This is a genomic window from Marinomonas ostreistagni, from assembly GCF_016461785.1.
In the GTDB taxonomy this organism is placed as follows: Bacteria; Pseudomonadota; Gammaproteobacteria; order Pseudomonadales; family Marinomonadaceae; genus Marinomonas; species Marinomonas ostreistagni_A.
Genome location: NZ_JAEMUH010000002.1, coordinates 148,632 through 174,369 on the forward strand (window position 1 = coordinate 148,632; position 25,738 = coordinate 174,369).

The following is a 25,738-nucleotide window of genomic DNA, read 5'->3' on the forward strand; positions in this document are numbered from 1 at the left end:
CTTATTAGCAACATTCCATGTGTTTGATTCGCGCTGACGCGTCGAGGTACGAAGACAATGCGCAAGCGAATTGAATACATGGGATGGGGCCGCGAAGTGGTTTCTAAGTGCCGAAGCTGAGATTTAGTAATCTAGAATTATTGTCTAGATTGCCGGTTGTTCCCTCGCGCAGCGAGGTCCTACAAGAGCGCAAAGCTGATGCTTTGGTCGCGGAACGGAGTCCGCTCGTACGAGGTCTGCTGGGATCTTATTAGCAACATTCCATGTGTTTGATTCGCGCTGACGTTCGAAGGGAGGAACGACCTGAGATTTGCGCAAGCGAATTGAATTACATGGAATGGTGCCGCGAAGTGGTTTCAGAGTGCCGAATCTGAGATTTAGTAGCCTCGAATTATCGCCTAGTTTGCAGGTTGTTCACTCGCGCAGCGAGGTCCTACAAGAGCGCAAAGCTGTCGCTTTGGTCGCGGAACGGAGTCCGCTCGTACGAAGTCTGCTGGGAACTTATTAGCAACATTCCATGTGTTTGATTCGCGCTGACGCGTCGAGGAACGAAGACAATGCGCAAGCGAATTGAATACATGGGATGGGGCCGCGAAGTGGTTTCAGAGTCCCGAAGCGGAGATTTAGTAGCCTAGAATTATTGCCTAGTTTGCAGGTTGTTCCCTCGCGCAGCAAGGTCGTACAAAAGGTTTGGTCGCGGGGTGCAACCCGCTCGTACGAGGGAGATTGCAGCCTAGGGAGGTTGCCTAGGCTGCGGATTTTTCCCTCGCGCAGCGAGGTCGTACAAGATCAGTTTAGAGGTTGAGGGAGATGTCCCAGTCTTTCCAGACGACTTCGCGGCCTTGGGCGCGGATGGCGTTGGCGATTTCGGTGACGCTGCGTTCGTCGCTGATTTCAAATTGCTCTAGCGCTTCTTTCGCGTCATCAGCGTAGCCGCCCGGTTGAGTTTTCGATTCGGCGCTCATGGTGGTGAAGCCCATGCGTGCGGCGTGGTTACGAAACTCCGCTGACTCTCGGGTAGAGAGGCTCATTTCTAAGTCCGCATCAAACAAGCGCCACGCGGCGATCAGTTGTACCAATTCCAGATCGGAGATCACGGATTTCGGTACGATACCACCAGCACAGGGTCGAATACGCGGGAAGGCGACGCTAAAGCGTGAGCGCCAGTAGCGCTTTTGCAGGTGTCTTAGGTGGTGCGCCATCATAATGGAGTCGGTGCGCCAGTCGTCCAATCCTAGCAAGACGCCTAAGCCGATTTTATGGACCTTGGCTTGGCCGATGCGATCCGGCGCGTCCAAGCGGTAGTTAAAGTCAGATTTATTGCCACGCAGGTGATGCTCAAGGTAGGTACTACGGCGGTAGGTTTCTTGGTAAACCAAGACGCCATCGAGGCCAAGCTCTTTGAGTTGAGCGTACTCATCCATTTCCAGTGGCTGCACTTCCATGGAAAGCTGGCTAAAAGCGGGCTTAAACAACGGCAACATGCGCTCGAAGTAAGGCATGGAGACTTTTTTGGTTTCGCCTGTCACCAGCAATATATGATCAAAGCCTTTTTGCTTAATGGCTTTGATCTCACGCTCGATCTGCTGCTCGTCCAAGGTTAAACGCTTGATGGCGTTGCTCATGGAGAAGCCGCAGTAAGTGCATTCGTTGGCGCAGGTATTGGACAAATACAAGGGCGCAAACAAGCTGACTGTCTTACCAAAACGTTGCAGTGTCAGACGTTCGCTTTCCGCCACCATTTCATTGATAAATGGCTTAGCGGCTGGGGAGATCAAGGCGGCAAAGTCGTTGATATCACGCTTAGGTTTGGCCAGCGCTCGGCGCACATCGGCTTCGGTGGCGTTAAGATGCTTAGCTGCGGTGTCATCCCAATTTAGCGTTTCTAATTGGGCGCTAAATTGTCCTTCGACCACTGGGCTTTGGTGCAAGACTCGTATGGCGCCACTCATACCAGCTCCTTGAGGAACTCAGTAAAGGGGCTAGACGCTTCGGCGGTAGGTTGCACTTTACCTGTACCCGATTCATAAGCCATGCGCCCAGCTTCCACCGCCAGTTTAAAGGCTTTCCCCATCATTTCAGGTTGGCTGGCGACCGCCATGGCGGTGTTGACTAATACCGCATCGGCACCGGCTTCTAATGCGGCGGCCGCATGAGACGGTGCGCCAATGCCTGCATCAACAATCACGGGTACATTGCTTTGCTCGATGATGATGTCGAGGAACGGCTTAGACGCCAACCCTTGGTTCGAGCCAATCGGTGCGCCAAGGGGCATCACGCATTGTGCGCCCACTTCCTCTAGGCGCTTGCACAATACAGGATCCGCATGAATATAAGGCATCACCACAAAACCTTGACGCACTAGCTCTTCCACCGCTTTCAATGTTTCGATCGGATCTGGCATCAGGTAGCGTTGATCTGGGTGGATTTCTACTTTAACCCAGTTGGTTTCCAAGGCTTCTCGCGCCAATTGCGCGGCGTAGATCGCTTCTTTGGCATCGCGGGCACCAGAAGTATTTGGCAATAGCTTTACACCCAGTTGCTGCAAGGGCTTTAAGATATTGTCGGAGCCTGCTTTTAAATCCATACGGCGCAAGGACAAGGTGGTCATTTCACTGCCACTGGCCAGGATCGAGGCAATCATCTGCTCTTGGTTGGCGTATTTGCCGGTACCAGTGAATAAGCGCGATGAAAAGGTATGACCTGCAATCGTTAATGACATATTACCCCCCGGCAATGGATTCAAAGATATCGATACGGTCGTTGTCTTTTAATAGACAATCCGACCACATACTGCGTGGCACCACTTGTTGATTCACTGCCACCGCGACCCGTTGTTCAGCACCAACATAGTTCTCTAATAACGCTGATAAGGTGTTGTGTTCAGACTGAACTGGCTCATCATTCACATACAACTGCATTGGCATCTCCTTGAACGTCATTAATCACCGCTTTGAGTAGAGCTTGCGTCGCAGCTTTTGGATCGTCCGCACGGGTAATCGCGGTCACCAAGGCAATCGAATCTACACCCGTGGCTTTGACTTTCGGCAAACGCTCGGCGTTGATACCCCCAATAGCGACAGTTGGATAAGCATCATTAATCAGCTCCACATATTGGCCTAAACGGGTTAAGCCCTGTGGCTGAGACGGCATGTCTTTGGTCACGGTTGGAAAAATATGACCGAGGGCGATGTAGCTTGGCTTAAGGTTAAAGGCACGCATGATTTCAAAATAACCATGAGTGCTGATCCCAAGGCGTAAGCCCGCCTGCTGGATCGCGGTTAAATCAGCCACTTCAATGTCTTCTTGCCCCAAATGCACGCCGTAAGCACCTAGTTCAATCGCCAGCTGCCAGTAGTCATTGATAAACACCTGCGCGCCAAATTGCTCGCCTAAAGCGATGGCTTGTTGGATCTTATTTCTTAGATCCTTGTCGTTAGCATCCTTAATGCGCAATTGCGTAGTCGTCACACCCTGCTCTAACACCAACGCCAACCATTCCACCGTATCAACGACGGGGTAAAGGGTGAACAGCTCTTTGCGAATCGGGCTAAACTCGGCACCTTTGGCAATTACATGGTCATCGGCAAAGCTGGTGCTCGGGAACCAAGTGCGATCTTCCGGCCAACCCGCCCCTGCGGCGCGTGCTTGTTGTGTTAACCAAGCCAGCGCCAAGGTCATGGCATCTAAATGCTCGTAGCCTTGCTCTATAAAACAGGCTAGCGCAACGACAAGGTCGTTTTGGTTTATCTTGGTCAGTTTATCAGCTTGAAAATGAGCAATACGCTGCCCCGGTAGCTGAACGGTTATCTGATTGTCTTGGCCATGTTTTTGACACAGCGCTTGATAAACACTGCTTGATGCATACAGCTCAGTGACAAATTGCCATGTCTCGGTCGTCGTGGTGAGCGTTAATCCGCCCTGACTCGTTTCAATATGGCACGGGGGTTGAACTTCATCCGTTGTGGAGTGAAGCACTCGACACCCAAGGTGTCGAGTGTTGTCCAAAACAGATGATTTAAACCCAGCGTCTCGAAACGCTATTTGTTTAACATCTGTTGTGGTCATTTACTGTTCCGTCTCTAGCTCATTTTCAGAATGCTTGTCTGCTTTTTTCTTATCCGTCGCTAGCTTGTCAGTCGTTAAGTAGACATCACTGCCAAGCTCTTTGAACTGCTCAGACATTTGTTGCATGCCTTCTTCTGCCGTTACGTCCACCGCTTCGATCTTCTCAAGGCCTGCGGCGTAGTCACGTACTTCTTGAGTGATCTTCATCGAACAGAATTTTGGACCACACATAGAACAGAAATGCGCCACTTTGCCCGATGCTTGCGGTAGCGTTTCATCGTGGTAAGAACGAGCGGTTTCAGGATCGAGAGACAAGTTGAATTGATCTTCCCAACGGAATTCAAAACGCGCTTTTGATAGTGCGTTGTCTCGTACTTGGGCACCAGGGTGACCTTTGGCCAAGTCCGCCGCGTGGGCAGCGATCTTGTAAGTGATCAGACCCTGTTTCACGTCTTCTTTGTTCGGTAGACCCAAGTGCTCTTTTGGTGTCACATAACACAACATGGCACAGCCGTACCAACCGATTTGTGCAGCACCGATACCTGAAGTGATGTGGTCGTAACCCGGTGCGATGTCTTGCGTTAGGGGGCCTAAGGTGTAGAACGGCGCTTCGTGACAGTGCTCAAGTTGCAGATCCATGTTCTCTTTGATCAATTGCATTGGCACATGTCCTGGGCCTTCGATCATCACCTGAACATCGTAATCCCATGCGATCTTCGTTAGTTCACCAAGGGTACGCAGCTCCGACAATTGCGCTTCATCGTTGGCATCCATGATCGAACCTGGGCGTAGACCGTCACCTAGGGAAAGTGCTACATCGTAGGCGGCACAGATTTCACAGATTTCTTTGAAACGTGTGTACAGGAAGTTTTCTTCGTGGTGCGCTAGACACCATTTCGCCATGATCGACCCACCACGAGAGACGATGCCGGTTAGACGTTTCGCTGTCATCGGCACGTAACGCAATAACAAACCACAGTGGATGGTGAAGTAATCAACGCCCTGCTCGGCTTGCTCGATCAGCGTATCGCGGAACACTTCCCAATTTAGATCTTCAGCGACGCCATCTACTTTTTCTAGGGCTTGGTAAATCGGTACCGTACCGATTGGCACTGGCGAGTTACGTAGGATCCATTCACGGGTTTCGTGGATGTTTTTGCCAGTCGACAAGTCCATCACGGTGTCCGCGCCCCAGCGAGTTGACCAAACTAGTTTCTCTACTTCTTCTTCGATGGAAGACGTTAGTGCCGAGTTACCAATGTTGGCGTTCACCTTCACGAGGAAGTTACGACCAATGATCATGGGCTCGGTTTCTGGGTGATTAATGTTGTTAGGAATGATGGCACGACCTTCGGCCACTTCTTTACGTACGAATTCTGGGGTAATTTCTGTTTGAATATTGGCGCTGAAGCTGTGACCAGGATGCTGCTTTAACAGCAGTTCAGACTTAATTGCCTGCAGGTTTTGGTTTTCACGGATGGCAATGTATTCCATCTCTGGTGTGATAATGCCTTGGCGTGCGTAATGCATTTGCGTGACGCATTGACCTGCTTTAGCTTTACGTACCGTTGGTAGATGTTTAAAACGCAGTTCGTCTAACTCGCTATTTGCTAGACGCTCTTGAGCGAAGTTTGAGCTGACGCTTTCCAGTACTTCGGTATCGTTACGGGCTTCGATCCATTGCTGACGCAGGGCTTTAAGACCCACGTGTACGTCGATGTTTTCTGCTGGATCGGCGTATGGGCCCGCTGTGTCGTAGACATAGATTGGCTCGTTTGGTTCAAACGTTAGGTTTTCAGGATCAGAACCGATCGGCGTATCGGTTAGGTTAATTTTACGCATCGGCACTTGGATGGATGCATCAGAACCTTGTACGTAAATACGCTCAGAGGACGGAAAAGGAGTTGCTTGCAAAGATTCGATAAACGCTTTGGCTTCTAGACGGGCAATTTCACGTGATTTTTTATTTGGCTTTGGAATGTTGGTCGACATAAGCAGATTCCCATTATGTTTGTATTTGGAAAAAATGCTTGTCAGGAGATCACGTACTTCCACGTACGTGCGGCTGTTTTGGTCCTTTTGCACAAGGTTTGCGCTTGGTTAAAACAACACTATTTCAGCAGAAAAGAAATGATGCTTTCTTGTTCCCTTCGCAGGTATTAGCCTGATCAGGTTCTGCGGATCCCGCATTAAAATGCGATCTCAGCCAATTAAGGCACTCCGACAAGTTGCGCATCAGTATACGCGTTTGTTTGTTGCTGTAAACAAGCAAACACTAAATGACTGGTTAGGAATATTAGGCTTCGTTCATCGCCAGCGCTTGTTTATACAAGGCGTTTTTCTTCTCGCCAGTGATCTCAGCAGCTAAGGCTGCCGCTTGTTTTACAGGCAATTCTTTCAACAGAATTTTTAGAATTTTAATGGCTTCACCGTTGTCTTCTTCCTGTGCAGGTAAAGACACCATCATCACGAATTCACCACGAGTTTGGTTGCTATCGTCTTCTAAAATGTGCTTAATTTCAGAAACCGAACCAGATAAGAAGGTTTCGAATGTCTTGGTTAATTCACGCGCTAGAGCCACTTGAGCTTGCTCACCCCATACCGCTTCTAGGTCTTCTAGACAGTCCAAAATACGATGGGTTGACTCATAGAACACCACGGTGCCAAGACTTGGCGTCCAGCTCGACATTTCGTCGCGACGAGATTTACTTTTTGCTGGCAAAAAGCCAACAAAGCTGAAACGATCAGTCGGCAATCCCGACGCACACAGTGCCGTAATCAAAGCAGATGGCCCTGGAACGGGCACCACTTTGTGTCCCTCTTGGCGTAACAAGTTCACCACATGGTAACCAGGGTCAGAGATCAATGGCGTGCCCGCATCAGAGATCAAGGCCACATTTTTACCGTCACTTAACAAGGAAGCAATGTAGGATGCCTTATCGCGCTCATTATGATCATGTAGCGCAAACAGCTTAGTATCGATACCAAAATGATTCATTAACCGTTTGCTATGACGGGTATCTTCTGCCGCAATAAAGTCAACTTCTTGTAAAACTCGTTTTGCACGATCCGTAAAATCATCCAGATTGCCAATTGGGGTCGCTACAATGTAGAAGGTTCCTCTCACATCATTATCAGACTGTGTTACCATGATTCCTCTTTAATAGGCTTAAGTATTGCGTGCATATGAGTTTGTTTAGATCCCGTATCATACCACTTTCCTTGGTTACATTGTCTCTTATTGGTTGTGGTGCCATTGAAACATCCATGCCTGATCAAGGCTCAACCGAAACCATCGTTGAGCAATCGGGGGATTTATCCGATTATCACTATGCGCTAGCACAAGCTAAGGCGCAAAACACGCCTGAGGCAGCTGCGCCATTTTATTTAGCTGCTGCCAAGGCTCGTTTCTTGGACGAGCAATATTTTGATGCGCGCTCTCTTTTAGAAAGTCATGTCATTTCTTTTAGCAACCCAAGCCAGTTTGAAGGCATGTTGCTAATGAGCGACATTGCGTTAGCGCTCAATACCCCCATTCTTGCTTTACAAATGCTTGGGCAAGCGTCGCAATTACCTGTTGCACAACGGTTAGCGAACAGTACCGAATTACTACGTCATCGCGCTCAAGTCATGGCCTCTCTAGACAACTGGCCCAATGCTGTTAAAGACTATATGCAGCTCAGTTTGCAGCTTCCCATTAATGAACAACTCGATAATCAAGAAGATCTCTGGTTCGCCATTCAAAACTTAACTGATAATGAAGTAAGCTATTTGCAAGGGAGCTCAATCCCTTTGCTTGATGGATGGTTAAATGTGTCCAACATTCTGCGCGATCAAAGCATGACAGTCGATCAGCAGGTCAAGGCATTTAAACAGTGGCAAACCACCCACTTAAGTCATCCTGCAGCGATAAACCCACCTCACGACTTTCAGATCATGGCATCTTTAGAAGACCTTATGCCGAAGTCCGTTGCGGTTTTATTGCCAATGAGCAAGGAGCTGAAAGTCGCATCTGAAGCGATCCTAGATGGACTTTTACAACAATATTACGCGAACCCTGAAGTTCAGCCAGAACTTCATCTAATTGATACAGATCGATATGCTAATTTTGCCGATGCTTATTTCGCTGCAACTGAAACCGGTGCCGAAACGATCATTGGTCCTCTACGCAAGCAAAATGTTGGTCTGTTGCCTCATTTAGTCACAGACATTCCAACCATTGCTATGAACCAACTTGAGGTGAATACACTGACACCAAACCTTTATCATTTCTCATTGAATGTGAAGGATGACATCCGTGAACTTATGGCGTTCGCAAAAAAAGAAGGTGCTGAGAATTCTGCTATATTAACCATTCAACCGACATGGGCATTGCGACAAGGCGATCAGTTTAAAAGCATCGCACAAGAACAAGAGTTACCTGTGCTTGCCTCATTATCTTATGAAAACACGCCAACGGGTCGTGCTAACGCGGTTAAACAGTTGCTTCAAGTTGACGAAAGTGAGGCGCGTATTCATAAAATCAAACAGTGGACAAAACAAGATGTGGAGGCGACACCCCGTGCGCGCCAAGATCTAGACTATGTTTATTATGTTGGTAAATTAGAAGACGCCAAGCAAATACGCCCTCTTCTTAATTTTTATTTTGCCAACAACATACCAATGCTAGCATCGCAAACGATTCATGATCGTACGCCGCCAGCGACAACCAAAGATGAAGATATTGAACGCATCGTATTCACGGAGCTCCCTGCCGTACTAGACAACCAAGGCAGCAACATTAACAAGCCTTTGGTGTTGCAACGCCTGACTGCATTAGGTAATGACAGCTACTTAATAGCTAAACGCCTAGCCTTATTTAGCAATGTTCGATCCGCAAAACTTTCAGCTAAAACAGGTATTATAACGCTTGAAAATAATGGGATATTCAACCGTCGCCCAAATATTGTGACGTATAAGCAAGGAGTGCTTATTGATGCTAAGGAAAGCTATTTCACTTACAAAGAAACAGATTGATGGCTCAAAAGCAGAAAGATTAGCAGAACAATTTCTGCTTCAACAAGGCTTGGAGTTAATCGAAAGAAATGCTTTTTGTCGTGTGGGAGAGCTTGACCTAATTATGCGATCTCCCAGTACACAAAGCATTATTTTCGTAGAAGTGCGATACCGAGCTAACCTCAAGCGCGGTAGCGCTAGTGAGACTATTACAAGACAGAAGTTTCTTCGCTGCTTAAAAGCAGCAGAATTCTGGTTAATGAAACATAACATGCAACAAAGCCAATACCAGATAGATGTGATTGCTATAGATGGAACTCTGTCCTTTAGTAACATACATTGGCTGCAGGCAGTACAGGTATAAAGCAGTTATTTATGGATTATCAAGAAGCAATCTATACGCAATTTGCTCAAAGTTTTGAGTCACAGCAATACGCGCTAGAAACCCTACCCGCTCACATTGAACATGCCGCGAAAGTACTTTTTAACAGCATTGCCAATGGCGGTAAAGTCGTCGCTGTCGGCAATGGTACGGGCTCTTATATCTCTCAATATTTCAGCACTTTGCTATTAGATAGGATGGATCGTGAGCGCCCGGGACTACCGGCTGTATCCTTAACGAGCAATGGCAATGCTTTACTCGCGATCACACATAATGACAGCTATCACGATGTCTTTTCTAAACAAATTACTGCCATTGGTAACCCTGGAGACGTTTTATTCGTTGTTGCCAACAAAGGTAATACATCACCTATTATCCAAGCTATTCAAGCGGCGCATGAGCGCAAAATGAGTATTGTTGCACTCACAACACCCGATGCCAAAAACGTTTCATCACTAACATCACAGGATGACACTGAGATTAAGATCAATTTGACGGGTACTGCACGTGTACAGGAATGCCAAACAACTGTCGTTCATACATTAGTAGATTTACTAGAACGACAACTGTTTGGCTATGAAGACTAGCGTTTACTTGACCACTTTTAATGTAAAGCCCTTTTGCGGTGGTTCCGGCGGTGTTGGTTCAGGCTCTGGAACCTCTTCAAATGTTTCTGGTGGAAACACCATTCCATCGCTATTTTCCTTGGCGTACAACGCTATGGCAGCCGCCATTGGCACAAAGACCTGCATAGGTTTGCCACTGAAGCGAGCTTCAAAGGAAACTCCCTGCTTATCAATATGAAGGTGACGCACAGCATTCATACTAATATTCAGGACGATTTGACCTTCTTCATTAACAAACTCTCGGGGTACAATCGCCCCCTCAAAGTCAGCATCAACCAACAAATACGGCGTTAAGTCGTTATCGGCTATCCACTCATAAGTCGCATTTAGAAAATACGAACGCTTCGGAATCATTCTCAGCACTCCTAATAAATAAAAAGGGGCTTGTAGCCCCTTTTGAAAAACTTTTCACGCCGTTAGTCTAGGCGCATTTCCTGCTCTGCTTCTGACAAGCTTTCTTTGAAAGACTCGCGTTCAAAAACAAGATCCATATATTTGTATAAACCTGGCGCCTGTTCCTTGTTAATTTCAACACCCAGCACAGGTAAACGCCATAGGATTGGAGTCAAGCAACAATCTACGATTGTAAACTCTTCACTCATAAAGTATGGCTTTTCTTCAAAAATTGGTGATACGCTGATCAAGCTTTCACGCAATTCCTTTTGAGCTTGCTCTACCGCTTCGCGATCTTTACTTGTAAGAATAGTATCCACAAGAACTGCCCAATCACGCTGAATTCGGTACATGTATAGACGGCTTTCTGCACGAGCGACAGGGTAAACAGGCAACAGTGGCGGATGCGGAAAACGCTCATCCAAGTATTCCATCATTACATTTGGCTCATAAAGAACAAGTTCACGATCAACAAGAGCCGGCAACTCGTTGTAAGGGTTGATATCTGCCAATTCCTCTGGCTTGTTGAAAGGATCAACATCAATAATATCTACGGTTACCGCTTTTTCAGCCAAAACGATACGTACGCGATGGCTGTAGTGATCTTCTCCATCAGAGAAGAACGTCATTGAAGAGCGCTTTGCAATAACACCCATGTATAACCCCTATTCAATAAACAACGAAAACCCCATGAAGGGGTTAACTTAACAAACTACGATGAAAATGTCCCTTCAAAAGAAGGGACATTTTGGGCAAAAACAACAATTACAGAGTGCTTAGTGAATTTCGCGCCAGTACTCTTTGTTCAATAGGTATGCAAAAATACCAAACAGAACGATGAATAATAACACTTTTAAACCTAGCGATTCAGCCTGTAATCTACTTGGTTCACCCATATACACCAAGAAATTCGTAACATCGTAAGCAACTTGGTCGAACTCAGCTTCAGTAAGCTGTCCTTCTGTTTTTTGCACCACAACGTTACATTGTTCTTCAGTCAAAATATCGCCGGTAAGTGTATCAAATTTTGGCTTGCCATGCTCGTCCATTGCAGGTGCTTGCGCACATGTCATATGACGCACACCTTGAAGGTGCTCAAGCACATTCGGCATACCAACGCTCGGGAAGATCGTATTATTAACACCCCAAGGACGAGTTTCATCTTCATAGAAAGATTTTAAATAGGTGTAAACCCAATCATGCCCGCGCAATCGAGCCTCTAGCGTTAAGTCTGGAGGCGTTGCACCGAACCAATTCTTGGCATCAATAGCATCCATTGAGTTATCCATCAGGTCACCAATCTTTTTACCTGCAGGCAAAAGATTGGCCTCAAATATATCTGCTGGAATACCTAAATCAGTCGCCGCACGCTCATAACGCGCATAGCCCATTTCATGACAGCCTGCACAGTAGTTTGAGTATACTTGCATACCACGCTGCAATGATGCCTTATCATGAAGATCTGGGGCCATATGCTCTAAGTGAACAGTCGAGCCACCGGATGCGAAAGTGATCGCCGACGCAAACATCAGCGCCACCGTTGCGAAAATCTTTTTCATGGTTACACCCTCTCCGGAACTGGTTTAGTACTTTCCCACTTGGTATAGAAAGGCATCAAAATGAAATACAAGAAGTAAACCACTGACGCGAGCTGTGCCACTGTGGTACGCCCTTCTGTAGACGGCAGCACACCCAGCACGCCCAGCACAACAAAACTGATGCAGAACAGAACCAATGCCACCTTACTCATCCAACCTTTGTAGCGCATTGATTTCACAGGGCTACGATCTAACCAAGGCAATACAAATAGAATGGCAATTGCCCCACCCATCGCAACCACACCCCAAAATTTAGCGTCTAAACCAAACAATGGGTACGTCACAGCACGTAAAATCGCGTAGAAAGGAGTAAAATACCAGACTGGTGCAATGTGCTCTGGCGTTTTCAGAGGGTTAGCTGCTTCAAAGTTAGGCTTCTCTAGGAAATAGCCACCCATTTCAGGGAAGAAGAAAATTACACCGCAGAAGACGAACAAGAATACTGCTACGCCTACGATATCATGCACTGTGTAGTATGGATGAAATGGAATACCGTCCAATGGAATGCCGTTCTCATCTTTATGCTTCTTGATATCGACACCTTTAGGGTTGTTAGAGCCCACATGGTGAAGTGCCAACAAGTGAAGCACAACCAGAGCAACTAAGACCAACGGCAAGGCAATAACATGCAAAGAGAAGAAACGGTTTAGAGTAATACCTGAAATCAAGTAGTCACCACGTACCCACTGCGCTAGATCTGGACCGATCATTGGAATCGCACTGAACAGTGAAATGATTACCTGAGCACCCCAATACGACATCTGTCCCCATGGTAGTAAGTACCCCATGAACGCTTCTGCCATTAATGCTAGGTATATCGCCATACCGAACAACCACACTAATTCACGTGGTTTTTGGTATGAACCGTATAGCAAACCGCGGAACATGTGCAGGTACACCACGACAAAGAACGCCGAAGCACCGGTTGAGTGCATGTAACGGATTAACCAGCCATATTCTACGTCACGCATGATGTATTCAACCGAAGCAAACGCCCCTTCAGCAGAAGGATTGTAGCTCATCGTCAACCACACACCGGTTAGCAATTGGTTTACCAATACCAATAACGACAACACACCAAATAGATAAAGAACATTTAAGTTCTTTGGTGCGTAATATTTACTCATGTGTTTTTCAAAAGCCTGAGTAACAGGTAGACGAGCATCCACCCAAGCCATGAAATTTTTCATTACAGCCATTATGCGTTACCTCCAGCGTCAACACCGACTTCGATAACAGACTCACCAATAAAACGATGTGGTGGCACCACCAAGTTAGTTGGCGCAGGCACGCCTTTATATACACGCCCAGCTAAGTCAAAACGAGATCCGTGGCATGGACATAGAAAACCACCCAACCATTTGTCACCTAAATCTTCTGGTGCAACCTCTGGACGATAGGTAGGAGAACAACCAAGGTGTGTACAAATACCCAGCAATACCGCAATCTCAGGATTGATCGAGCGATACTCGTTTTGTGCATACTCAGGTTGCTGCTCAACCGCAGATGCTGGATCCGCTAGCTGATCATTTAACTTGGATAAATCAGCGATACTTTGCTCTGAACGACGGACAACCCATACAGGCTGACCACGCCATTCAACGATCATCTGCTGACCCATTTCTAATTTACTGATATCAGCCTTCACTGGTGCACCAGCAGCTTTTGCTTTAGCACTTGGATTCCATGAGGCAACAAAAGGCGTTGCAATCCCTACCGCTCCCACAGCACCAATAGCGCTGGTTGCTCCCAGTAGGAATCGACGACGGCCTTTATTTACGCCGCTTTGACTCATTATGGTTCTCTCCCACCAATTTACTGTCAACACGCTCAAATCCACAAAAATAATAAGGATTTGAATACTTTAAGGGATGTTATGGGAAAGGTATTTTGGTGACAAGGCAACATTCTTGCACATTCACAAAACACTGATTTGAGACATAAAAAAACGCCTGCGAATGCAGGCGTTTTGAAGAAATACGAAGCGTAGTAAAAATTAACGCTTAGAGAATTGTGGACGACGACGTGCTTTACGTAGACCAACTTTCTTACGCTCAACCTGACGAGAGTCACGAGTAACGTAACCAGCTGAACGTAGAGTGCGACGTAGTGTCTCGTCGTATTGCATTAGCGCACGAGTGATACCGTGACGGATAGCACCTGCTTGACCAGAGATACCACCACCGCTTACAGTAACGTAAACGTCAAATTTTTCAGTAGCTTCAACAAGCTCTAGTGGCTGACGAACAACCATGCAAGAAGTTTCACGACCGAAGTATTGCTCTAGAGAACGGTTGTTGATAACTAGGTTACCAGAACCTGCCTTTAGGAATACACGAGCAGTAGACGTTTTACGACGACCTGTACCGTAGTATTGAGTAGCTGACATAATGATCTTCCCGTATTAGATGTTAAGTTCTTGTGGCTGTTGTGCAGTATGTGGGTGCTCAGAGCCAGCATACACTTTCATTTTCTTGTGCATTGCGCGGCCTAGAGGACCTTTTGGAAGCATGCCTTTAACAGCGATTTCAAGAACGCGCTCTGGAGCGTGATCAATCAACTTATCAAAGCTCATAGTACGTAGGCCACCTGGGTAACCAGTGTGACGGTAGTAATTCTTGTCAGAAGCTTTGTTACCAGTTACACGTACTTTCTCAGCGTTGATAACAACGATGTAATCACCAGTGTCAACGTGAGGAGTGTATTCTGCTTTATGCTTACCGCGTAGACGGCGAGCAATTTCTGTAGCCAAACGACCAAGAGTTTTGCCTTCAGCATCAACCACGAACCAGTCGCGGCGTACTTCAGCAGGTTTTGCAGTAAAAGTTTTCATTAAAAAACCCTTTATCATTTACATGCTGTGCGCATGTCAATACCTATTATTATTGGTTATGTTGTCGGGTTACGACGACATAACTTACACATACTCATAAATTAGAGCGCGCGAATTATAACCAAACCGCACGCAAAACTAAAGCGCTTTTTCTAATTAAGGGCGATGCTCTAACATCAAGTATTCTTCGGACTGCATCTCTAACAATCGGCTGACAGTACGGTCATACTCAAAAGCTAGGCGTGTGCCCTGATAAATATCTGGGATCGCCACTTCTGCCGAGATAATAACTTTTACATGTCTGTCGTAGAATTCATCAATTAAGTTAATAAAGCGACGAGCCATATCATCACGCGCCGAATCAAACTGAGGCAGATCAGAAATGATAATAGTGGAATACAGCTTGGCTATTTCAATGTAATCCACTTGACTGCGTGGACCATCACAAAGCGCTTTGATATCGAACCAAGCCACATCTTCATAACTTCTTAGCAAGGGAATTTCTCGCCCTTCAATTTCTACCGCACCACCTTCGTTCACGGCATCGCGATTAACCACCAAACTTCCAAATCGCTCACTCAATGCATCAGCAGCTTCTTGCGATAGTGGGAAATGGTATAACTTAGCTTGTTTTAATGTACGTAGACGATAATCGATACCCCCATCTACATTCATCACCTTAGTATGCTTGTTAACCAAATCAATGGCAGGTAAGAAACGCGCTCTTTGTAGACCGTTCTTATACAAGCCATCTGGCTCGATGTTTGACGTCGCAACCAAAACAGTGCCATTAATAAACAACTGCTCTAGTAAGCCAGCAAGAATCATTGCATCAGTTATATCTGTTACGAAAAATTCATCAAAACACAACACTTGGGCTTTATCAGAAATTTGCTTACCCACGATTTCCAGTGGATTCTTAGTATCATTCAGTTTGCGTAGCTCTTGATGCACCATTTGCATAAAACGATGAAAGTGCAAACGCAACTTACGTTCAACGGGCAGGCACTCAAAAAACGTATCCATTAAATACGTTTTTCCGCGACCTACACCACCCCAAAAATACAATCCTTGCTCTACTTGAATTTCCGGCTTTTTCTTTTTCAAAAAACCAAATAACGATTTAGAAGGCTTGGGCGATTGTTCGCCATTCGCAACAATTCGATCAAACAAATCCTGTAAAGCCTGGACAGCTTCTTCTTGGGCAGGATCATAATTAAAATCTGGACGTTTAAGATCTTCTTGGTATTTCGATAGCGGGGTCATTGTTTGCGTTTACACCATTGCGTGAGAGATTAGCGATATATTACCAAATAGATACAGAAACCTCACTATTCCCTATATTTCCTGTGGTGTATTTCCGTTATAATTTACTGAGCTGTTTTTGGGAGTAAACCATGGAACTAGAAGTATTCGATATCATCGTCTTTGTTACTGGCATCATCATAGGATTTGCAGGAGCACTTACATTTCGCGCCTTGAGCAAAAAAAGTGCTCACGATAAAAATCCATCTGCCGGTGCCACAATAGAAGCACTACAACAGGAAATGGAACGTCGACAAGTTCTTTCTGATGATCATTTTTTACAATTACACGCACATTTATCTGCGGCTGAAAAGAAACTGGCTGATGCTCGTAAGGCGGTTCTTGAAGGAGCAACTTCTCTAGCAACTGTTACACTAGAGAAACCTGAAGCAGAGAACTCAAGCACTGAGCTGAAGGAAGAAATCACAGCACCGCCTCGTGATTACGCTTCCAAAACAGATGCAGATGAAGGCATGCTAAGTGAGAGCTATGGACTTCACAGAAAATCAGTAGAAGAGCCAACTAGAGCGCTTTAGAAAACCTAAAAAGCCTGCTTAACCAGCAGGCTTTTTTAATTACGCTATTTCAACTTACCGTCTAATGCGCCAACATCAACTTAAGCAGGATTTGGCACATCAATAAACTCACACTCTATTCCCCAATTATCTGCGATGTAATTAGCCAAAGCCCTAGGTCCAAAGCATTCTGTAGCGTGATGACCTGCAGCACAAAAATGCATCCCCTCTTCTCGTGCTATATGTATTGTTTGCTCAGATACCTCACCGGTAATAAAAACATCGGCCTTGGCAGCCAAAGCTTTCGAAATATAACCTTGTGCCCCACCAGTGCAAAGCGCAACATTCAATATTCCATCATCTGACACACACTCAAACAAAACCTCTCTACCCACGACTTTTTCGATTATTGTCTGAAACTCCTTAGGACTCACTGGCTTTTCAAGCGTTCCAACAATACCAATGCTTTCCTCTAGAGTTTTCTCTACCTCTAATGAGCGTAGCGCCTGTAAACCCAATCCTCGTGCTAAATTGGCATTATTACCAACCAAAAGATGCGCATCCATCGGCAAATGATACCCAAACAGATTTATGTCTTGTTTGATCAAAGCAGACAACCTTCGATACTTCATACCAACAATTTCAGGCGCCTCGCCCTTCCAGAAATAACCGTGGTGCACAATGATAGCGTCTGCACTACGCTCAATGGCTTCGTCGATAAGCGCCATTGACGCTGTCACTCCTGTGACAATTTTTTTTATCTCGGCTTTACCTTCCACTTGCAGTCCATTCGGCGCATAATCTTTGAATGATTTTGGCTGAAATAATGCCGTTAACTTACTTTCAAGTTCTTTTATATTCATGCTTACTCCTAAAACGATTCCCAACCCACAGTTTCGCAATCACCTTACATGGATTTTCTTAGGGTTATGGGTTGGCACTATGCTGTTATTCTGGCAACAACACCAAAAAGATAGCACTCTTAGCTTTGCGAATGCCGCCGCTAAAACAGCGAATGCAGTGGTCAACATTTATACATTCACCAACCAGGAAACACCTTTTAACCACAGCAATAATCAAAAAATCACTAATCTTGGCTCTGGCGTTATTATATCTAAAGATGGCTACATTCTCACAAATCATCATGTCATTCAGGGCGCAAGTGCTGTCATAGTTTCATTAAATGACCAAAGACAAACTCGTGCATCGATTATAGGCAGTGACCCTGCAACCGATCTTGCAGTATTAAAGATTGAGCTGACCGAACTTACCCCAATTAATTTGGGGAATAGCGACACATTAAGAGTAGGCGATCAAATTTTAGCCATTGGAAACCCATTTGGGATTGGCCAAACCGTTACCGCTGGCATTGTCAGTGCAAAAGGTCGCGATAGTATAGGATTAAACACTTACGAGAATTTCATTCAAACCGATGCAGCCATCAATCCCGGTAATTCAGGGGGCGCACTGGTTGACTTAAAAGGACAGCTAGTCGGAATCAGCTCAGCCATTTATTCAAGCTCAGGTGGCTCTCAAGGCATTGGCTTTGCGACGCCCATTAATGACGCCATTAAAATCATGCAGTCGATTATTGAGTATGGCAGCGTTGTGAGAGGCTACTTAGGATTACAGGTTCAAGAAAATTCACACCAAGTAGCGATTGCCTTAAACCTTACTACAGATGACGGTTTAATCGTTACCAGCGTCACGCCAAACAGCCCCGCCTATAATGCAGGTATTCGCGCAGGTGATATTTTGATTTCTATAGAGAAATATACAGATTTAAGCGCACACCGAGCACAGCAACTTGTTTCTCAACTTACACCGGGAGAGGACGTTACTATTAAAGGCTTACGAGGAACTCAGAGCTACATTACCAAGGCTCGAGTCGAGAAACTGCCCGCTATGCAGGCAGTTGAGCACAATTAATGACCAGCTAATGCAGATAGACTTTTTTCAATGTTACTGCCCGCAATGTTATTTGCAAACAGAGCAAGATAAGGCCCAAGGAAACCCGCATCCAACTCCCCTTCGATCACCCAATCAAGCTGAACTTCACCATTTGCATTTTCATGGATATTTAAAACATTAGGGATTGGTTTTGTTTTTTGATTAGGCTTAACCAAAAAACGAATGGAATCTGAAGTCACAGAGATAATATTTAGCTCGCCCTGTTTCGTAGATGCATCTTGATACTGGATCAAATATCGCACATCAGATGACAATGTGTCAGCATCATCTTGCAGTATGAGATTACCAGATTCTATATACATCCACTGAGACCAAGCCTTCGGGTTATAAAGCCGCTCTTGCAATAAGTCATATTGCTCATTTGGAACCTGAATGCTGCGCTCTATTTTGTAATCAGAGGGCAGAAAAAAACCAATTGCGACAGCCGATAAAATCACGACTGCCGCAATTCGCGTCACCAAACGAAGCGAAATGAGCGCTTGAGTTGGCTGCATAGTAAATGCCTACCCCTTATCAATGATACGGAATTCAGCAGAAACAGCATGGGCCTCTAGAGACTCACCACGAGCAAGCGGTGATGCAATCTTAGCCAGCTCACTTGCTCCTTCATGAGAGCAATAGATAATAGAACTACGTTTCTGGAAGTCATATACACCAAGAGGAGAAGAGAAACGAGCTGTGCCTGATGTCGGCAAGACATGGTTAGGGCCAGCACAGTAATCACCAAGCGCCTCAGGCGTATAGCGCCCCATAAAGATAGCGCCTGCGTGTCGAATCTTTCCTACCCACTCCTGTGGATTTTCAATCGAAAGCTCCAAGTGCTCCGCTGCAACAATATTGGCAACTTCAATAGCCTCTTCCATAGAGTCAACATGAATGAAAGCACCACGCCCTTCAAGGGACGTTTTAATGATCTCCTGGCGTGACATATCCTCAATAAGACGCTCCATAGAAGCCTGCACTTTCTCAATGAAACCTGCATCCGTACTTATCAGGATTGATTGTGCATCTTCATCGTGCTCAGCTTGCGAGAACAAATCCATCGCAATCCAGTCAGGATTAGACTGACCGTCACTAACCACAAGAATCTCAGATGGACCTGCGATCATATCGATGCCACAAGCACCAAATACCATACGCTTTGCCGTAGCCACATAAATATTGCCAGGACCAACGATTTTATCTACTTTCGGAACAGTTTCCGTACCGTAAGCCAATGCAGCAACGGCTTGCGCCCCACCGACAGTGATGACTCGGTCGACACCGGCAACGTGCGCTGCAGCAAGTACTATGTCATTCACGACATCATCTGGCGTCGGGACAACCATCACAATCTCGCCAACACCAGCCACTTTTGCAGGCATAACGTTCATCAACACAGATGATGGGTAAGCGGCTTTGCCACCAGGCACATAAACACCTACACGGTCAAGCGGAGTAATCTGCTGACCCAATACCGTTCCGTTTGCCTCTTCATACTGCCAAGACGGCTGAATCTGGCGTTCGTGATAAGACTTAACACGCTCCGCAGCCTGCTTTAGTGCAGATACAATGTTTACATCAACACGCTCAACTGCTTTGGCAAGCTCATCAGCTTCGATGACCAAATCTGCTGCACATTGAACATTACGACGGTCAAAACGATTCGTTAATTCAACTAGAGCTGAATCACCTTCGTTACGAACACGACCTACAATGTCTTCTACACTTTTTTGTACGTTAGCATCAGAAACACTTTCCCATGAAAGCAGCTGATCTAGATCACGACGAAAATCTTTATCCTTAGACGAAAACTGTCTGATATCTAATTTCATAATCTTCTAAGCCTCGACAGATACAGCACCATTCAACATATCTAGGATTGGTTGAATATGCTCATATTTAGTTTTGTAAGCGGCTTTGTTCACCACCAATCGCGTACTAATATCAGCAATTAGATCACGGGCTTCTAGGCCGTTGGCACGCAAGGTATTACCCGTATCAACGATATCAACGATCAGATCTGCTAACCCCATGATCGGTGCCAATTCCATGGCACCATAAAGTTTAATCACATCTGCCTGTATTCCCTGCTCCGCAAAATATGCTTTTGCAGTTTTGGTGAACTTAGAAGCTACTTTTAGGCGACGGTTAGGCAACTCTTGCCCCTGAACACCCGCAGTCATCAAGCGACATTTCGAGATTTTCAGATCAAGTAGCTCGTAAAGATTTTTAGTATTCGCTTCCATCAGAACATCTTTACCAGCGACACCAAAGTCCGCAACGCCGTGCTCAACGTACGTTGGTACATCTGTCGCACGTAAAATAACCAACTTAATGTTGTCATGGTTGGTATCAAAAATCAGTTTGCGACTTTTGCTGATATCTTCTAACGGATAGATATTTGCCTTCTCTAAAAGAGGAAGCGTTTCTTTTAAAATACGCCCTTTCGATAGCGCAATCGTTAAGGTTTCACTCATCTTAATTTAGAACCCTTGAAATCTTTGCTCCTAATGCACCAAGCTTTTCCTCGATACACTCATAACCACGGTCAATATGGTAGATACGATCAATCTTCGTATCCCCTTCAGCGACAAGAGCAGACAATACAAGCGAAGCAGATGCTCGAAGGTCCGTCGCCATAACAGGCGCACCTTTCAACATGTCTTTACCACGAACAACCGCTGTATTGCCGTTCACCTCAATATCAGCGCCCATGCGAACCATTTCGTTCACATGCATAAAGCGATTTTCAAAGATATTTTCAATGACTGTGCCAACGCCTTCCGCGACGGCATTCAATGCGACAAACTGCGCCTGCATGTCCGTTGGGAATGCCGGATATGGTGCTGTAGAGATATTTACGGCTTTAGCTCGACGCCCTTCCATATCCAGTTCAATCCAATCATCGCCACATGTTACCTTTGCACCAGCCTCTTCCAACTTCGCAAGAACTGCCTCTAGACTGTCAACGTCCGTATCTGTAACGCGCACTTTTCCACCAGTTATTGCAGCAGCAACCAAGAAAGTCCCCGTTTCAATTCGGTCAGGCATAACTGAGTAAGTTGTGCCCCCTAAACGCTCGACACCTTCAATTGTAATCGTGTCTGTACCATGACCAGTGATGTTTGCACCCATTGCGATAAGGCATTCTGCCAAATCAACAACCTCTGGCTCTCGCGCAGCGTTTTCTAAGATTGTCGTTCCTTCCGCTAAAGTGGCAGCCATTAGCAGGTTTTCTGTACCTGTAACCGTTACTTTATCAAAGAAGATACGAGCGCCTTTAAGACGACCATCTACCTTCGCGATAATGTTGCCATTATCGACTACGATATCAGCCCCCATCGCCTCTAAACCACGAAGGTGAAGATCGACAGGTCGACTACCTATTGCACACCCACCTGGTAGTGACACAACTGCACGGCCAAAGTGAGCAACTAAAGGGCCTAATACAAGAATTGAAGCACGCATCGTTTTTACAAGCTCATAAGGTGCCTCACAGTTATCCAGTGAAGAGACATCTAACTCAACATTCATGCGTTCATCTACCACTACACCACACCCCATAGAGCCAAGTAGTTCCAGCATTGTGGTAATATCATGAAGGTGGGGTAGGTTTTTGATCGTAATGAGATCTTTTGTAAGCAGTGTCGCTGCTAAAATAGGCAAAGCAGCATTTTTTGCTCCTGACGCGCGAACAACTCCACTAAGAGTATTACCGCCAGTAATCAGCAATTTATCCATTCATTTCTCTCTTAACTATTAAAGACTTGCAAACTGAGCAGGCGTGTACGTTTTCATTGTTATCGCATGAATTGCGCCAGAAGAAATCGCCTCTTGCAAATGAGAGTAAACAAGTTGCTGTCTTTTCACTGCATTTAGACCCTCAAAGGCCTCTGCAACAATAGTGATTTGGAAGCTACAGTCAGCACCATCAGTAGTAACCTGACTGCCTTCAATTTTTGATTCTAATAAAGCTTTCACTTCGGAGGCGTTCACAAAAACTCCAATTCTATTCAATGTTCTTTATACAGCTATTGTACCCTAGCCAAAAAATAATTTGTCAGCTTTATAACGCAAAAAACAGGAGTTTCCTCCTGTTTACATTCTCTATTCGAACTTAAAAATCCCTTGCACGCCATAAAGCTTTAGCAATTCCTTAAATTCAGCTCGACACCCCCGCAACACTAAACTGCTTGAAGTGCGCCGAATCTCAATTAAAAGGGCGATAATCGGAGCATTCATCGTGCTTAACTCAGCAATATCTAAAAGCACCTCCGCAACACGTTCTCGCCCAATTAAACTTTTCTTAATCTTTAGCAATTGCTTAGCATCGTAATGTCCACTTAAACTCCACAAACTGTCTGAAGTTTGAATTTGCATTACTAATTCCCTCCAGCCGCTAACGACGACTGCCAAGCAGCGATAGCCTGATCAATATCGTTACCATTTTGCTGCATCATGACGCCAAACTGCTTTCGAAAGGTCAAACCAAAGTTAATGTTATTAATAACAACATTACTAAGCATCCATTGTTCAGTCGCGGCAGGCTCCATGTAAAATGCAATATCTACTGGACTACCATCGCTCAACTGGAATTTGGCATCAACGCGCACTTCCCGGCCAGGCTTCTGACGAGCCAGCGGCAAAACAGTCAATCTACTTGGATCAAAATCAATGACAGCCGCACTATAGGTTTTCAATAACGTACTTTCTGTTACCGCCACAAAATCGCTCACCTGCTTAGGTGTGGCTTGTCGGTAATACTTCCCCATTACTTTTTTTGCCAAATCGTTAAAATCAACTACTGGAGAAATAATCTCTCTCATCACAGATCGAAGCTTTTGCGGATCGTCCGCTAACACCTCTTTTTGATCAACAATTTTAACTTTAAAATCCTCAACCACTCGAATAACTTCATCGCGTGCGCCTTCTGGATTAACGGCTGCCAAGACAGGTACCGTCCACACTAAAAGTGCTAAAACAAGACTTGTTAACTTTAAGCGCATTATTCTCCTCCTGCACTCATCAAAAACTGACCGATTAAATTCTCCAATACAAGCGCAGATTGAGTATCATAGATTTCATCTCCGTCTTTCAGAACATCCTCTTCTGCCCCGATCGAAATACCGAGGTATTTTTCACCGATTAGACCGCTTGTCAGAATCGCCAGGGAACTATCTGTGGGGATATTATCAACGGTAGAGTCAATACTCATGGTCACTTTGGCCATAAAAAACTCTTTATCATATTCGATACTTTGCACCTGACCTACAGTCACACCCGCAATCGTGACTTTGGCTCGATCCGTCAAGCCTCCAATATCATCAAAGTGTGCTTGAATTGTATAACCATCAGACTTTTCGTCGAATGCCAAGCCGCTTACTTGCATCGCTAAGTAGATAAAAGCGGCTAACCCCAAAAGCATAAACAAGCCGACCAAAAGATTCGCTTTAGCATCCTTCATTATTAAAAATCTCCAAACATTGCAGCCGTTAGCAAAAAGTCCAAACCTAAAATAGCTAACGAACCTAACACTACTGTTCTAGTTGTTGCCCTACCAATCCCTTCAGATGTCGGTTGGCATATGTAACCTTGGTACACAGCAATCCAAACAACCGCTACTGCAAAAACCAATGACTTAATCACACCGTTCATTACATCGGTATCGAAATATACAGATTGCTGCATACTACTCCAGAACGAACCCTCATAAACGCCGAGCCAATGAACCGACACAAGCATTCCAGCCCATATCCCAACTGCCGAGAAAATTACCGCAAGAATGGGCATACAGGTCACACCAGCAAGGAAACGCGGAGCAACGACTCTTCGCAAAGGGTCAATCCCCATCATCTCATAGCTGGAAAGCTGCTCAGTGGTTTTCATTAACCCGATTTCAGCAGTCAATGCTGAACCGGCACGCCCAGCAAACAGCAATCCTGTGACGACCGGCCCTAGTTCGCGAAGCAACGTCAAGGAAAGCAGTTGACCTACTGCAGACTCCGAACCGTAACGCGTTAAAATAGAATACCCCTGAAGCGCTAAAACCATCCCAATAAAAGCACCAGACACTATGATAATAATGAGCGACAAAACGCCTACAGAGTAAATCTGGCGAAAATAAAGCTTTAAAGCCTCGTCATAGCGAACAGGCAATCGACAAATAGCTTGAAACAGGAACACACCCGCTTGCCCTACCGTTTCGATATGCCGATAAATAGCAGAATATAATGTTTTCATTAGTCTAATTAATTCATCCCTAACAACTGCTTATCATAATCTTGTGCCGGATAATGAAAACCGACTGGACCATCAGCGTGCCCTTGAAGAAACTGAACAACCCTCGGGTCTTTTGATTGACGTATTTCATCCGCAGTACCAGACAAGATAACTCGGCCATCCGACAACAAACAGACATGATCAGCAATGCTTAATGAATCTTCTACATCATGCGACACAAGCACACTGGTAATGTTAGCAGCATGATTCAAGCGCTTAATTAACTCTACCAAAACACCCTTTGAGATAGGATCCTGCCCAGCAAATGGTTCATCATACATTACTAAATCAGGATCTAATGCAATTGCACGCGCTAACGCTGCACGACGTGCCATACCTCCAGAGAGCTCCGCTGGCATCAAATGTGCTGCACCGCGAAGACCAACACTCTGCAGCTTCATCAAGACAATATCGCGTATCATGACATCATCAAACTCTGTGTGCTCTTGTAACGGCAAAGCAACATTTTCGAAGACACTCATATCACTAAAGAGCGCACCGCTTTGAAACAGCATCCCCATTTTGCGACGCGCATCGAAAAGCTCTTTTCGAGAGGCCCTTGACATATCAAGGCCTGCAACCGTCACCGAGCCTGAATGCGGTGCAATCTGACCGCCAATTAATCGAAGCAATGTTGTTTTGCCAACACCACTTGGCCCCATCACCGCTGTAATTTTGCCTTTGGGGATCTGCAGAGTAATATCCTTGTAAATCGCTCGATCAGCGCGATAAAAGGATAGATTCTTGACGTCCACGTAGACTTCCACAGACAGCTCCTCATATTAAAAATC

Annotated in this window: 30 protein-coding genes and 1 riboswitch; of the genes, 5 read left to right on the top strand and 25 right to left on the bottom strand. The window is 45.5% G+C overall.

The window, feature by feature from the left end:
- Positions 1 to 794 precede the first annotated feature (794 nt).
- The 6 genes from thiH to rsmI all read right to left on the bottom strand — a co-directional run bounded on the left by thiH (position 795) and on the right by rsmI (position 7,219).
- Positions 795 to 1,952: a 2-iminoacetate synthase ThiH gene (gene thiH / locus JHD44_RS02430; RefSeq protein WP_199460737.1), complete on the bottom strand. Its 1,158-nt coding sequence runs from the start codon at positions 1,950 to 1,952 to the stop codon at positions 795 to 797.
- Positions 1,949 to 2,722: a thiazole synthase gene (locus tag JHD44_RS02435; protein WP_199460739.1), complete on the bottom strand. Its 774-nt coding sequence runs from the start codon at positions 2,720 to 2,722 to the stop codon at positions 1,949 to 1,951. The genes thiH and JHD44_RS02435 overlap by 4 nt, the downstream gene beginning before the upstream one ends.
- A 1-nt stretch (position 2,723) precedes the next feature.
- Positions 2,724 to 2,921, bottom strand: coding sequence for a sulfur carrier protein ThiS (gene thiS, locus JHD44_RS02440; RefSeq protein ID WP_199460741.1), 198 nt, complete (start codon positions 2,919 to 2,921; stop codon positions 2,724 to 2,726).
- The gene (gene thiE, locus JHD44_RS02445) at positions 2,902 to 4,068 is read right to left on the bottom strand and encodes a thiamine phosphate synthase (RefSeq protein ID WP_199460743.1); all 1,167 of its coding nucleotides are present in this window, start codon (positions 4,066 to 4,068) and stop codon (positions 2,902 to 2,904) included. Before thiE ends, thiS begins: the two co-directional genes overlap by 20 nt.
- Positions 4,069 to 6,060, bottom strand: coding sequence for a phosphomethylpyrimidine synthase ThiC (gene thiC / locus JHD44_RS02450; RefSeq protein ID WP_199460745.1), 1,992 nt, complete (start codon positions 6,058 to 6,060; stop codon positions 4,069 to 4,071).
- A 136-nt stretch (positions 6,061 to 6,196) separates the two neighbouring features.
- A riboswitch (TPP riboswitch) is annotated at positions 6,197 to 6,301 on the bottom strand.
- Positions 6,302 to 6,364: 63 nt separating this feature from the next.
- Positions 6,365 to 7,219, bottom strand: a complete 855-nt coding sequence (gene rsmI / locus JHD44_RS02455; protein WP_199460747.1) for a 16S rRNA (cytidine(1402)-2'-O)-methyltransferase — start codon at positions 7,217 to 7,219, stop codon at positions 6,365 to 6,367.
- A gap of 35 nt (positions 7,220 to 7,254) precedes the next feature.
- Here rsmI and JHD44_RS02460 point away from each other — a divergent pair, with 35 nt between their 5' ends.
- Genes JHD44_RS02460 through JHD44_RS02470 form a run of 3 tightly spaced genes read left to right on the top strand, consistent with a single transcriptional unit; the run spans position 7,255 to position 10,032 of the window.
- Positions 7,255 to 9,084, top strand: coding sequence for a penicillin-binding protein activator (locus JHD44_RS02460; RefSeq protein ID WP_199460749.1), 1,830 nt, complete (start codon positions 7,255 to 7,257; stop codon positions 9,082 to 9,084).
- Positions 9,044 to 9,427 carry a YraN family protein gene (locus tag JHD44_RS02465; protein ID WP_199460751.1) on the top strand — a complete coding sequence of 128 codons (384 nt, stop codon included), beginning with the start codon at positions 9,044 to 9,046 and terminating at the stop codon, positions 9,425 to 9,427. The genes JHD44_RS02460 and JHD44_RS02465 overlap by 41 nt, the downstream gene beginning before the upstream one ends.
- Positions 9,428 to 9,438: 11 nt before the next feature.
- Positions 9,439 to 10,032 carry an SIS domain-containing protein gene (locus JHD44_RS02470; protein WP_199460753.1) on the top strand — a complete coding sequence of 198 codons (594 nt, stop codon included), beginning with the start codon at positions 9,439 to 9,441 and terminating at the stop codon, positions 10,030 to 10,032.
- 3 nt (positions 10,033 to 10,035) lie between these two features.
- Here the strand turns inward: JHD44_RS02470 and JHD44_RS02475 are convergent, their stop codons facing one another.
- The 8 genes from JHD44_RS02475 to zapE all read right to left on the bottom strand — a co-directional run bounded on the left by JHD44_RS02475 (position 10,036) and on the right by zapE (position 16,161).
- Positions 10,036 to 10,425, bottom strand: coding sequence for a ClpXP protease specificity-enhancing factor (locus JHD44_RS02475; protein WP_199460755.1), 390 nt, complete (start codon positions 10,423 to 10,425; stop codon positions 10,036 to 10,038).
- 62 nt (positions 10,426 to 10,487) lie between these two features.
- Positions 10,488 to 11,120, bottom strand: coding sequence for a glutathione S-transferase N-terminal domain-containing protein (locus JHD44_RS02480; RefSeq protein ID WP_199460757.1), 633 nt, complete (start codon positions 11,118 to 11,120; stop codon positions 10,488 to 10,490).
- Between the two features lie 120 nt (positions 11,121 to 11,240).
- The gene (locus JHD44_RS02485) at positions 11,241 to 12,023 is read right to left on the bottom strand and encodes a cytochrome c1 (RefSeq protein WP_199460759.1); all 783 of its coding nucleotides are present in this window, start codon (positions 12,021 to 12,023) and stop codon (positions 11,241 to 11,243) included.
- A 2-nt stretch (positions 12,024 to 12,025) separates the two neighbouring features.
- Positions 12,026 to 13,261 (bottom strand): cytochrome b, encoded by a 1,236-nt coding sequence (locus JHD44_RS02490; RefSeq protein WP_233401643.1) that lies wholly within the window; start codon positions 13,259 to 13,261, stop codon positions 12,026 to 12,028.
- Entirely contained in the window at positions 13,261 to 13,857 is a 597-nt protein-coding gene (gene petA / locus JHD44_RS02495; protein WP_199460761.1) for a ubiquinol-cytochrome c reductase iron-sulfur subunit, read from the bottom strand. Before petA ends, JHD44_RS02490 begins: the two co-directional genes overlap by 1 nt.
- 201 nt (positions 13,858 to 14,058) lie before the next feature.
- The gene (gene rpsI, locus JHD44_RS02500; protein WP_133560000.1) at positions 14,059 to 14,451 is read right to left on the bottom strand and encodes a 30S ribosomal protein S9; all 393 of its coding nucleotides are present in this window, start codon (positions 14,449 to 14,451) and stop codon (positions 14,059 to 14,061) included.
- Positions 14,452 to 14,466: 15 nt separating this feature from the next.
- Complete coding sequence (gene rplM / locus JHD44_RS02505) at positions 14,467 to 14,895, bottom strand: 50S ribosomal protein L13 (protein ID WP_199460763.1); 429 nt, start codon at positions 14,893 to 14,895, stop codon at positions 14,467 to 14,469.
- Between the two features lie 156 nt (positions 14,896 to 15,051).
- Complete coding sequence (gene zapE, locus JHD44_RS02510; RefSeq protein ID WP_199460765.1) at positions 15,052 to 16,161, bottom strand: cell division protein ZapE; 1,110 nt, start codon at positions 16,159 to 16,161, stop codon at positions 15,052 to 15,054.
- 131 nt (positions 16,162 to 16,292) lie between these two features.
- Here zapE and JHD44_RS02515 point away from each other — a divergent pair, with 131 nt between their 5' ends.
- Positions 16,293 to 16,736, top strand: coding sequence for a DUF1043 domain-containing protein (locus tag JHD44_RS02515; RefSeq protein WP_199460767.1), 444 nt, complete (start codon positions 16,293 to 16,295; stop codon positions 16,734 to 16,736).
- Positions 16,737 to 16,816: 80 nt separating this feature from the next.
- On the opposite strand, the gene JHD44_RS02520 is transcribed toward JHD44_RS02515, so the two are convergent.
- Complete coding sequence (locus tag JHD44_RS02520; protein WP_199460769.1) at positions 16,817 to 17,578, bottom strand: Nif3-like dinuclear metal center hexameric protein; 762 nt, start codon at positions 17,576 to 17,578, stop codon at positions 16,817 to 16,819.
- On the opposite strand from JHD44_RS02520, the gene JHD44_RS02525 reads away from it, so the two are divergent.
- Entirely contained in the window at positions 17,577 to 18,644 is a 1,068-nt protein-coding gene (locus JHD44_RS02525) for a S1C family serine protease (RefSeq protein WP_199460771.1), read from the top strand. The two genes, JHD44_RS02520 and JHD44_RS02525, sit on opposite strands and share 2 nt — an antisense overlap.
- On the opposite strand, the gene JHD44_RS02530 is transcribed toward JHD44_RS02525, so the two are convergent.
- From JHD44_RS02530 to JHD44_RS02575, 10 genes are all read right to left on the bottom strand, one after another.
- Positions 18,641 to 19,180: a hypothetical protein gene (locus tag JHD44_RS02530; protein WP_199460773.1), complete on the bottom strand. Its 540-nt coding sequence runs from the start codon at positions 19,178 to 19,180 to the stop codon at positions 18,641 to 18,643. The genes JHD44_RS02525 and JHD44_RS02530 overlap by 4 nt on opposite strands.
- A gap of 9 nt (positions 19,181 to 19,189) precedes the next feature.
- Positions 19,190 to 20,500: a histidinol dehydrogenase gene (gene hisD, locus JHD44_RS02535; protein WP_199460775.1), complete on the bottom strand. Its 1,311-nt coding sequence runs from the start codon at positions 20,498 to 20,500 to the stop codon at positions 19,190 to 19,192.
- A 6-nt stretch (positions 20,501 to 20,506) separates the two neighbouring features.
- A complete protein-coding gene (hisG, locus tag JHD44_RS02540; protein ID WP_199460777.1) occupies positions 20,507 to 21,145 on the bottom strand; it encodes an ATP phosphoribosyltransferase in 639 nt (212 codons plus the stop codon).
- Position 21,146: 1 nt separating this feature from the next.
- On the bottom strand, positions 21,147 to 22,409 hold the full coding sequence (murA, locus tag JHD44_RS02545) for a UDP-N-acetylglucosamine 1-carboxyvinyltransferase (protein WP_199460779.1): 1,263 nt from the start codon (positions 22,407 to 22,409) through the stop codon (positions 21,147 to 21,149).
- Between the two features lie 18 nt (positions 22,410 to 22,427).
- Positions 22,428 to 22,664, bottom strand: a complete 237-nt coding sequence (locus JHD44_RS02550; protein WP_199460781.1) for a BolA family protein — start codon at positions 22,662 to 22,664, stop codon at positions 22,428 to 22,430.
- 111 nt (positions 22,665 to 22,775) lie between these two features.
- A complete protein-coding gene (locus JHD44_RS02555; protein WP_199460783.1) occupies positions 22,776 to 23,048 on the bottom strand; it encodes a hypothetical protein in 273 nt (90 codons plus the stop codon).
- A gap of 2 nt (positions 23,049 to 23,050) precedes the next feature.
- A complete protein-coding gene (locus JHD44_RS02560; protein ID WP_199460785.1) occupies positions 23,051 to 23,674 on the bottom strand; it encodes an MlaC/ttg2D family ABC transporter substrate-binding protein in 624 nt (207 codons plus the stop codon).
- On the bottom strand, positions 23,674 to 24,132 hold the full coding sequence (mlaD, locus tag JHD44_RS02565; RefSeq protein WP_199460787.1) for an outer membrane lipid asymmetry maintenance protein MlaD: 459 nt from the start codon (positions 24,130 to 24,132) through the stop codon (positions 23,674 to 23,676). The genes JHD44_RS02560 and mlaD overlap by 1 nt, the downstream gene beginning before the upstream one ends.
- A gap of 2 nt (positions 24,133 to 24,134) precedes the next feature.
- Positions 24,135 to 24,908: a lipid asymmetry maintenance ABC transporter permease subunit MlaE gene (gene mlaE / locus JHD44_RS02570; protein WP_199460789.1), complete on the bottom strand. Its 774-nt coding sequence runs from the start codon at positions 24,906 to 24,908 to the stop codon at positions 24,135 to 24,137.
- An 8-nt stretch (positions 24,909 to 24,916) separates the two neighbouring features.
- On the bottom strand, positions 24,917 to 25,720 hold the full coding sequence (locus tag JHD44_RS02575; protein ID WP_199461028.1) for an ATP-binding cassette domain-containing protein: 804 nt from the start codon (positions 25,718 to 25,720) through the stop codon (positions 24,917 to 24,919).
- Positions 25,721 to 25,738 lie beyond the last annotated feature (18 nt).

What these genes read in the sequence shown, in the direction of transcription:
- JHD44_RS02470 (WP_199460753.1), top strand. Translation starts at nt 9,439, where the DNA reads ATGGATTATCAAGAAGCAATCTATACGCAATTTGCTCAAAGTTTTGAG.
- zapE (WP_199460765.1), bottom strand. Translation starts at nt 16,161, where the DNA reads ATGACCCCGCTATCGAAATACCAAGAAGATCTTAAACGTCCAGATTTT.
- JHD44_RS02435 (WP_199460739.1), bottom strand. Translation starts at nt 2,722, where the DNA reads ATGTCATTAACGATTGCAGGTCATACCTTTTCATCGCGCTTATTCACT.
- thiH (WP_199460737.1), bottom strand. Translation starts at nt 1,952, where the DNA reads ATGAGTGGCGCCATACGAGTCTTGCACCAAAGCCCAGTGGTCGAAGGA.
- thiC (WP_199460745.1), bottom strand. Translation starts at nt 6,060, where the DNA reads ATGTCGACCAACATTCCAAAGCCAAATAAAAAATCACGTGAAATTGCC.
- rplM (WP_199460763.1), bottom strand. Translation starts at nt 14,895, where the DNA reads ATGAAAACTTTTACTGCAAAACCTGCTGAAGTACGCCGCGACTGGTTC.
- rsmI (WP_199460747.1), bottom strand. Translation starts at nt 7,219, where the DNA reads ATGGTAACACAGTCTGATAATGATGTGAGAGGAACCTTCTACATTGTA.
- JHD44_RS02480 (WP_199460757.1), bottom strand. Translation starts at nt 11,120, where the DNA reads ATGGGTGTTATTGCAAAGCGCTCTTCAATGACGTTCTTCTCTGATGGA.
- JHD44_RS02560 (WP_199460785.1), bottom strand. Translation starts at nt 23,674, where the DNA reads ATGCGCTTAAAGTTAACAAGTCTTGTTTTAGCACTTTTAGTGTGGACG.
- JHD44_RS02555 (WP_199460783.1), bottom strand. Translation starts at nt 23,048, where the DNA reads ATGCAAATTCAAACTTCAGACAGTTTGTGGAGTTTAAGTGGACATTAC.
- mlaD (WP_199460787.1), bottom strand. Translation starts at nt 24,132, where the DNA reads ATGAAGGATGCTAAAGCGAATCTTTTGGTCGGCTTGTTTATGCTTTTG.
- rpsI (WP_133560000.1), bottom strand. Translation starts at nt 14,451, where the DNA reads ATGTCAGCTACTCAATACTACGGTACAGGTCGTCGTAAAACGTCTACT.
- JHD44_RS02515 (WP_199460767.1), top strand. Translation starts at nt 16,293, where the DNA reads ATGGAACTAGAAGTATTCGATATCATCGTCTTTGTTACTGGCATCATC.
- JHD44_RS02475 (WP_199460755.1), bottom strand. Translation starts at nt 10,425, where the DNA reads ATGATTCCGAAGCGTTCGTATTTTCTAAATGCGACTTATGAGTGGATA.
- murA (WP_199460779.1), bottom strand. Translation starts at nt 22,409, where the DNA reads ATGGATAAATTGCTGATTACTGGCGGTAATACTCTTAGTGGAGTTGTT.
- JHD44_RS02530 (WP_199460773.1), bottom strand. Translation starts at nt 19,180, where the DNA reads ATGCAGCCAACTCAAGCGCTCATTTCGCTTCGTTTGGTGACGCGAATT.
- hisG (WP_199460777.1), bottom strand. Translation starts at nt 21,145, where the DNA reads ATGAGTGAAACCTTAACGATTGCGCTATCGAAAGGGCGTATTTTAAAA.
- JHD44_RS02465 (WP_199460751.1), top strand. Translation starts at nt 9,044, where the DNA reads ATGCTAAGGAAAGCTATTTCACTTACAAAGAAACAGATTGATGGCTCA.
- JHD44_RS02490 (WP_233401643.1), bottom strand. Translation starts at nt 13,261, where the DNA reads ATGGCTGTAATGAAAAATTTCATGGCTTGGGTGGATGCTCGTCTACCT.
- JHD44_RS02485 (WP_199460759.1), bottom strand. Translation starts at nt 12,023, where the DNA reads ATGAAAAAGATTTTCGCAACGGTGGCGCTGATGTTTGCGTCGGCGATC.
- petA (WP_199460761.1), bottom strand. Translation starts at nt 13,857, where the DNA reads ATGAGTCAAAGCGGCGTAAATAAAGGCCGTCGTCGATTCCTACTGGGA.
- thiE (WP_199460743.1), bottom strand. Translation starts at nt 4,068, where the DNA reads ATGACCACAACAGATGTTAAACAAATAGCGTTTCGAGACGCTGGGTTT.
- mlaE (WP_199460789.1), bottom strand. Translation starts at nt 24,908, where the DNA reads ATGAAAACATTATATTCTGCTATTTATCGGCATATCGAAACGGTAGGG.
- thiS (WP_199460741.1), bottom strand. Translation starts at nt 2,921, where the DNA reads ATGCAGTTGTATGTGAATGATGAGCCAGTTCAGTCTGAACACAACACC.
- JHD44_RS02520 (WP_199460769.1), bottom strand. Translation starts at nt 17,578, where the DNA reads ATGAATATAAAAGAACTTGAAAGTAAGTTAACGGCATTATTTCAGCCA.
- JHD44_RS02460 (WP_199460749.1), top strand. Translation starts at nt 7,255, where the DNA reads ATGAGTTTGTTTAGATCCCGTATCATACCACTTTCCTTGGTTACATTG.
- hisD (WP_199460775.1), bottom strand. Translation starts at nt 20,500, where the DNA reads ATGAAATTAGATATCAGACAGTTTTCGTCTAAGGATAAAGATTTTCGT.
- JHD44_RS02525 (WP_199460771.1), top strand. Translation starts at nt 17,577, where the DNA reads ATGCTTACTCCTAAAACGATTCCCAACCCACAGTTTCGCAATCACCTT.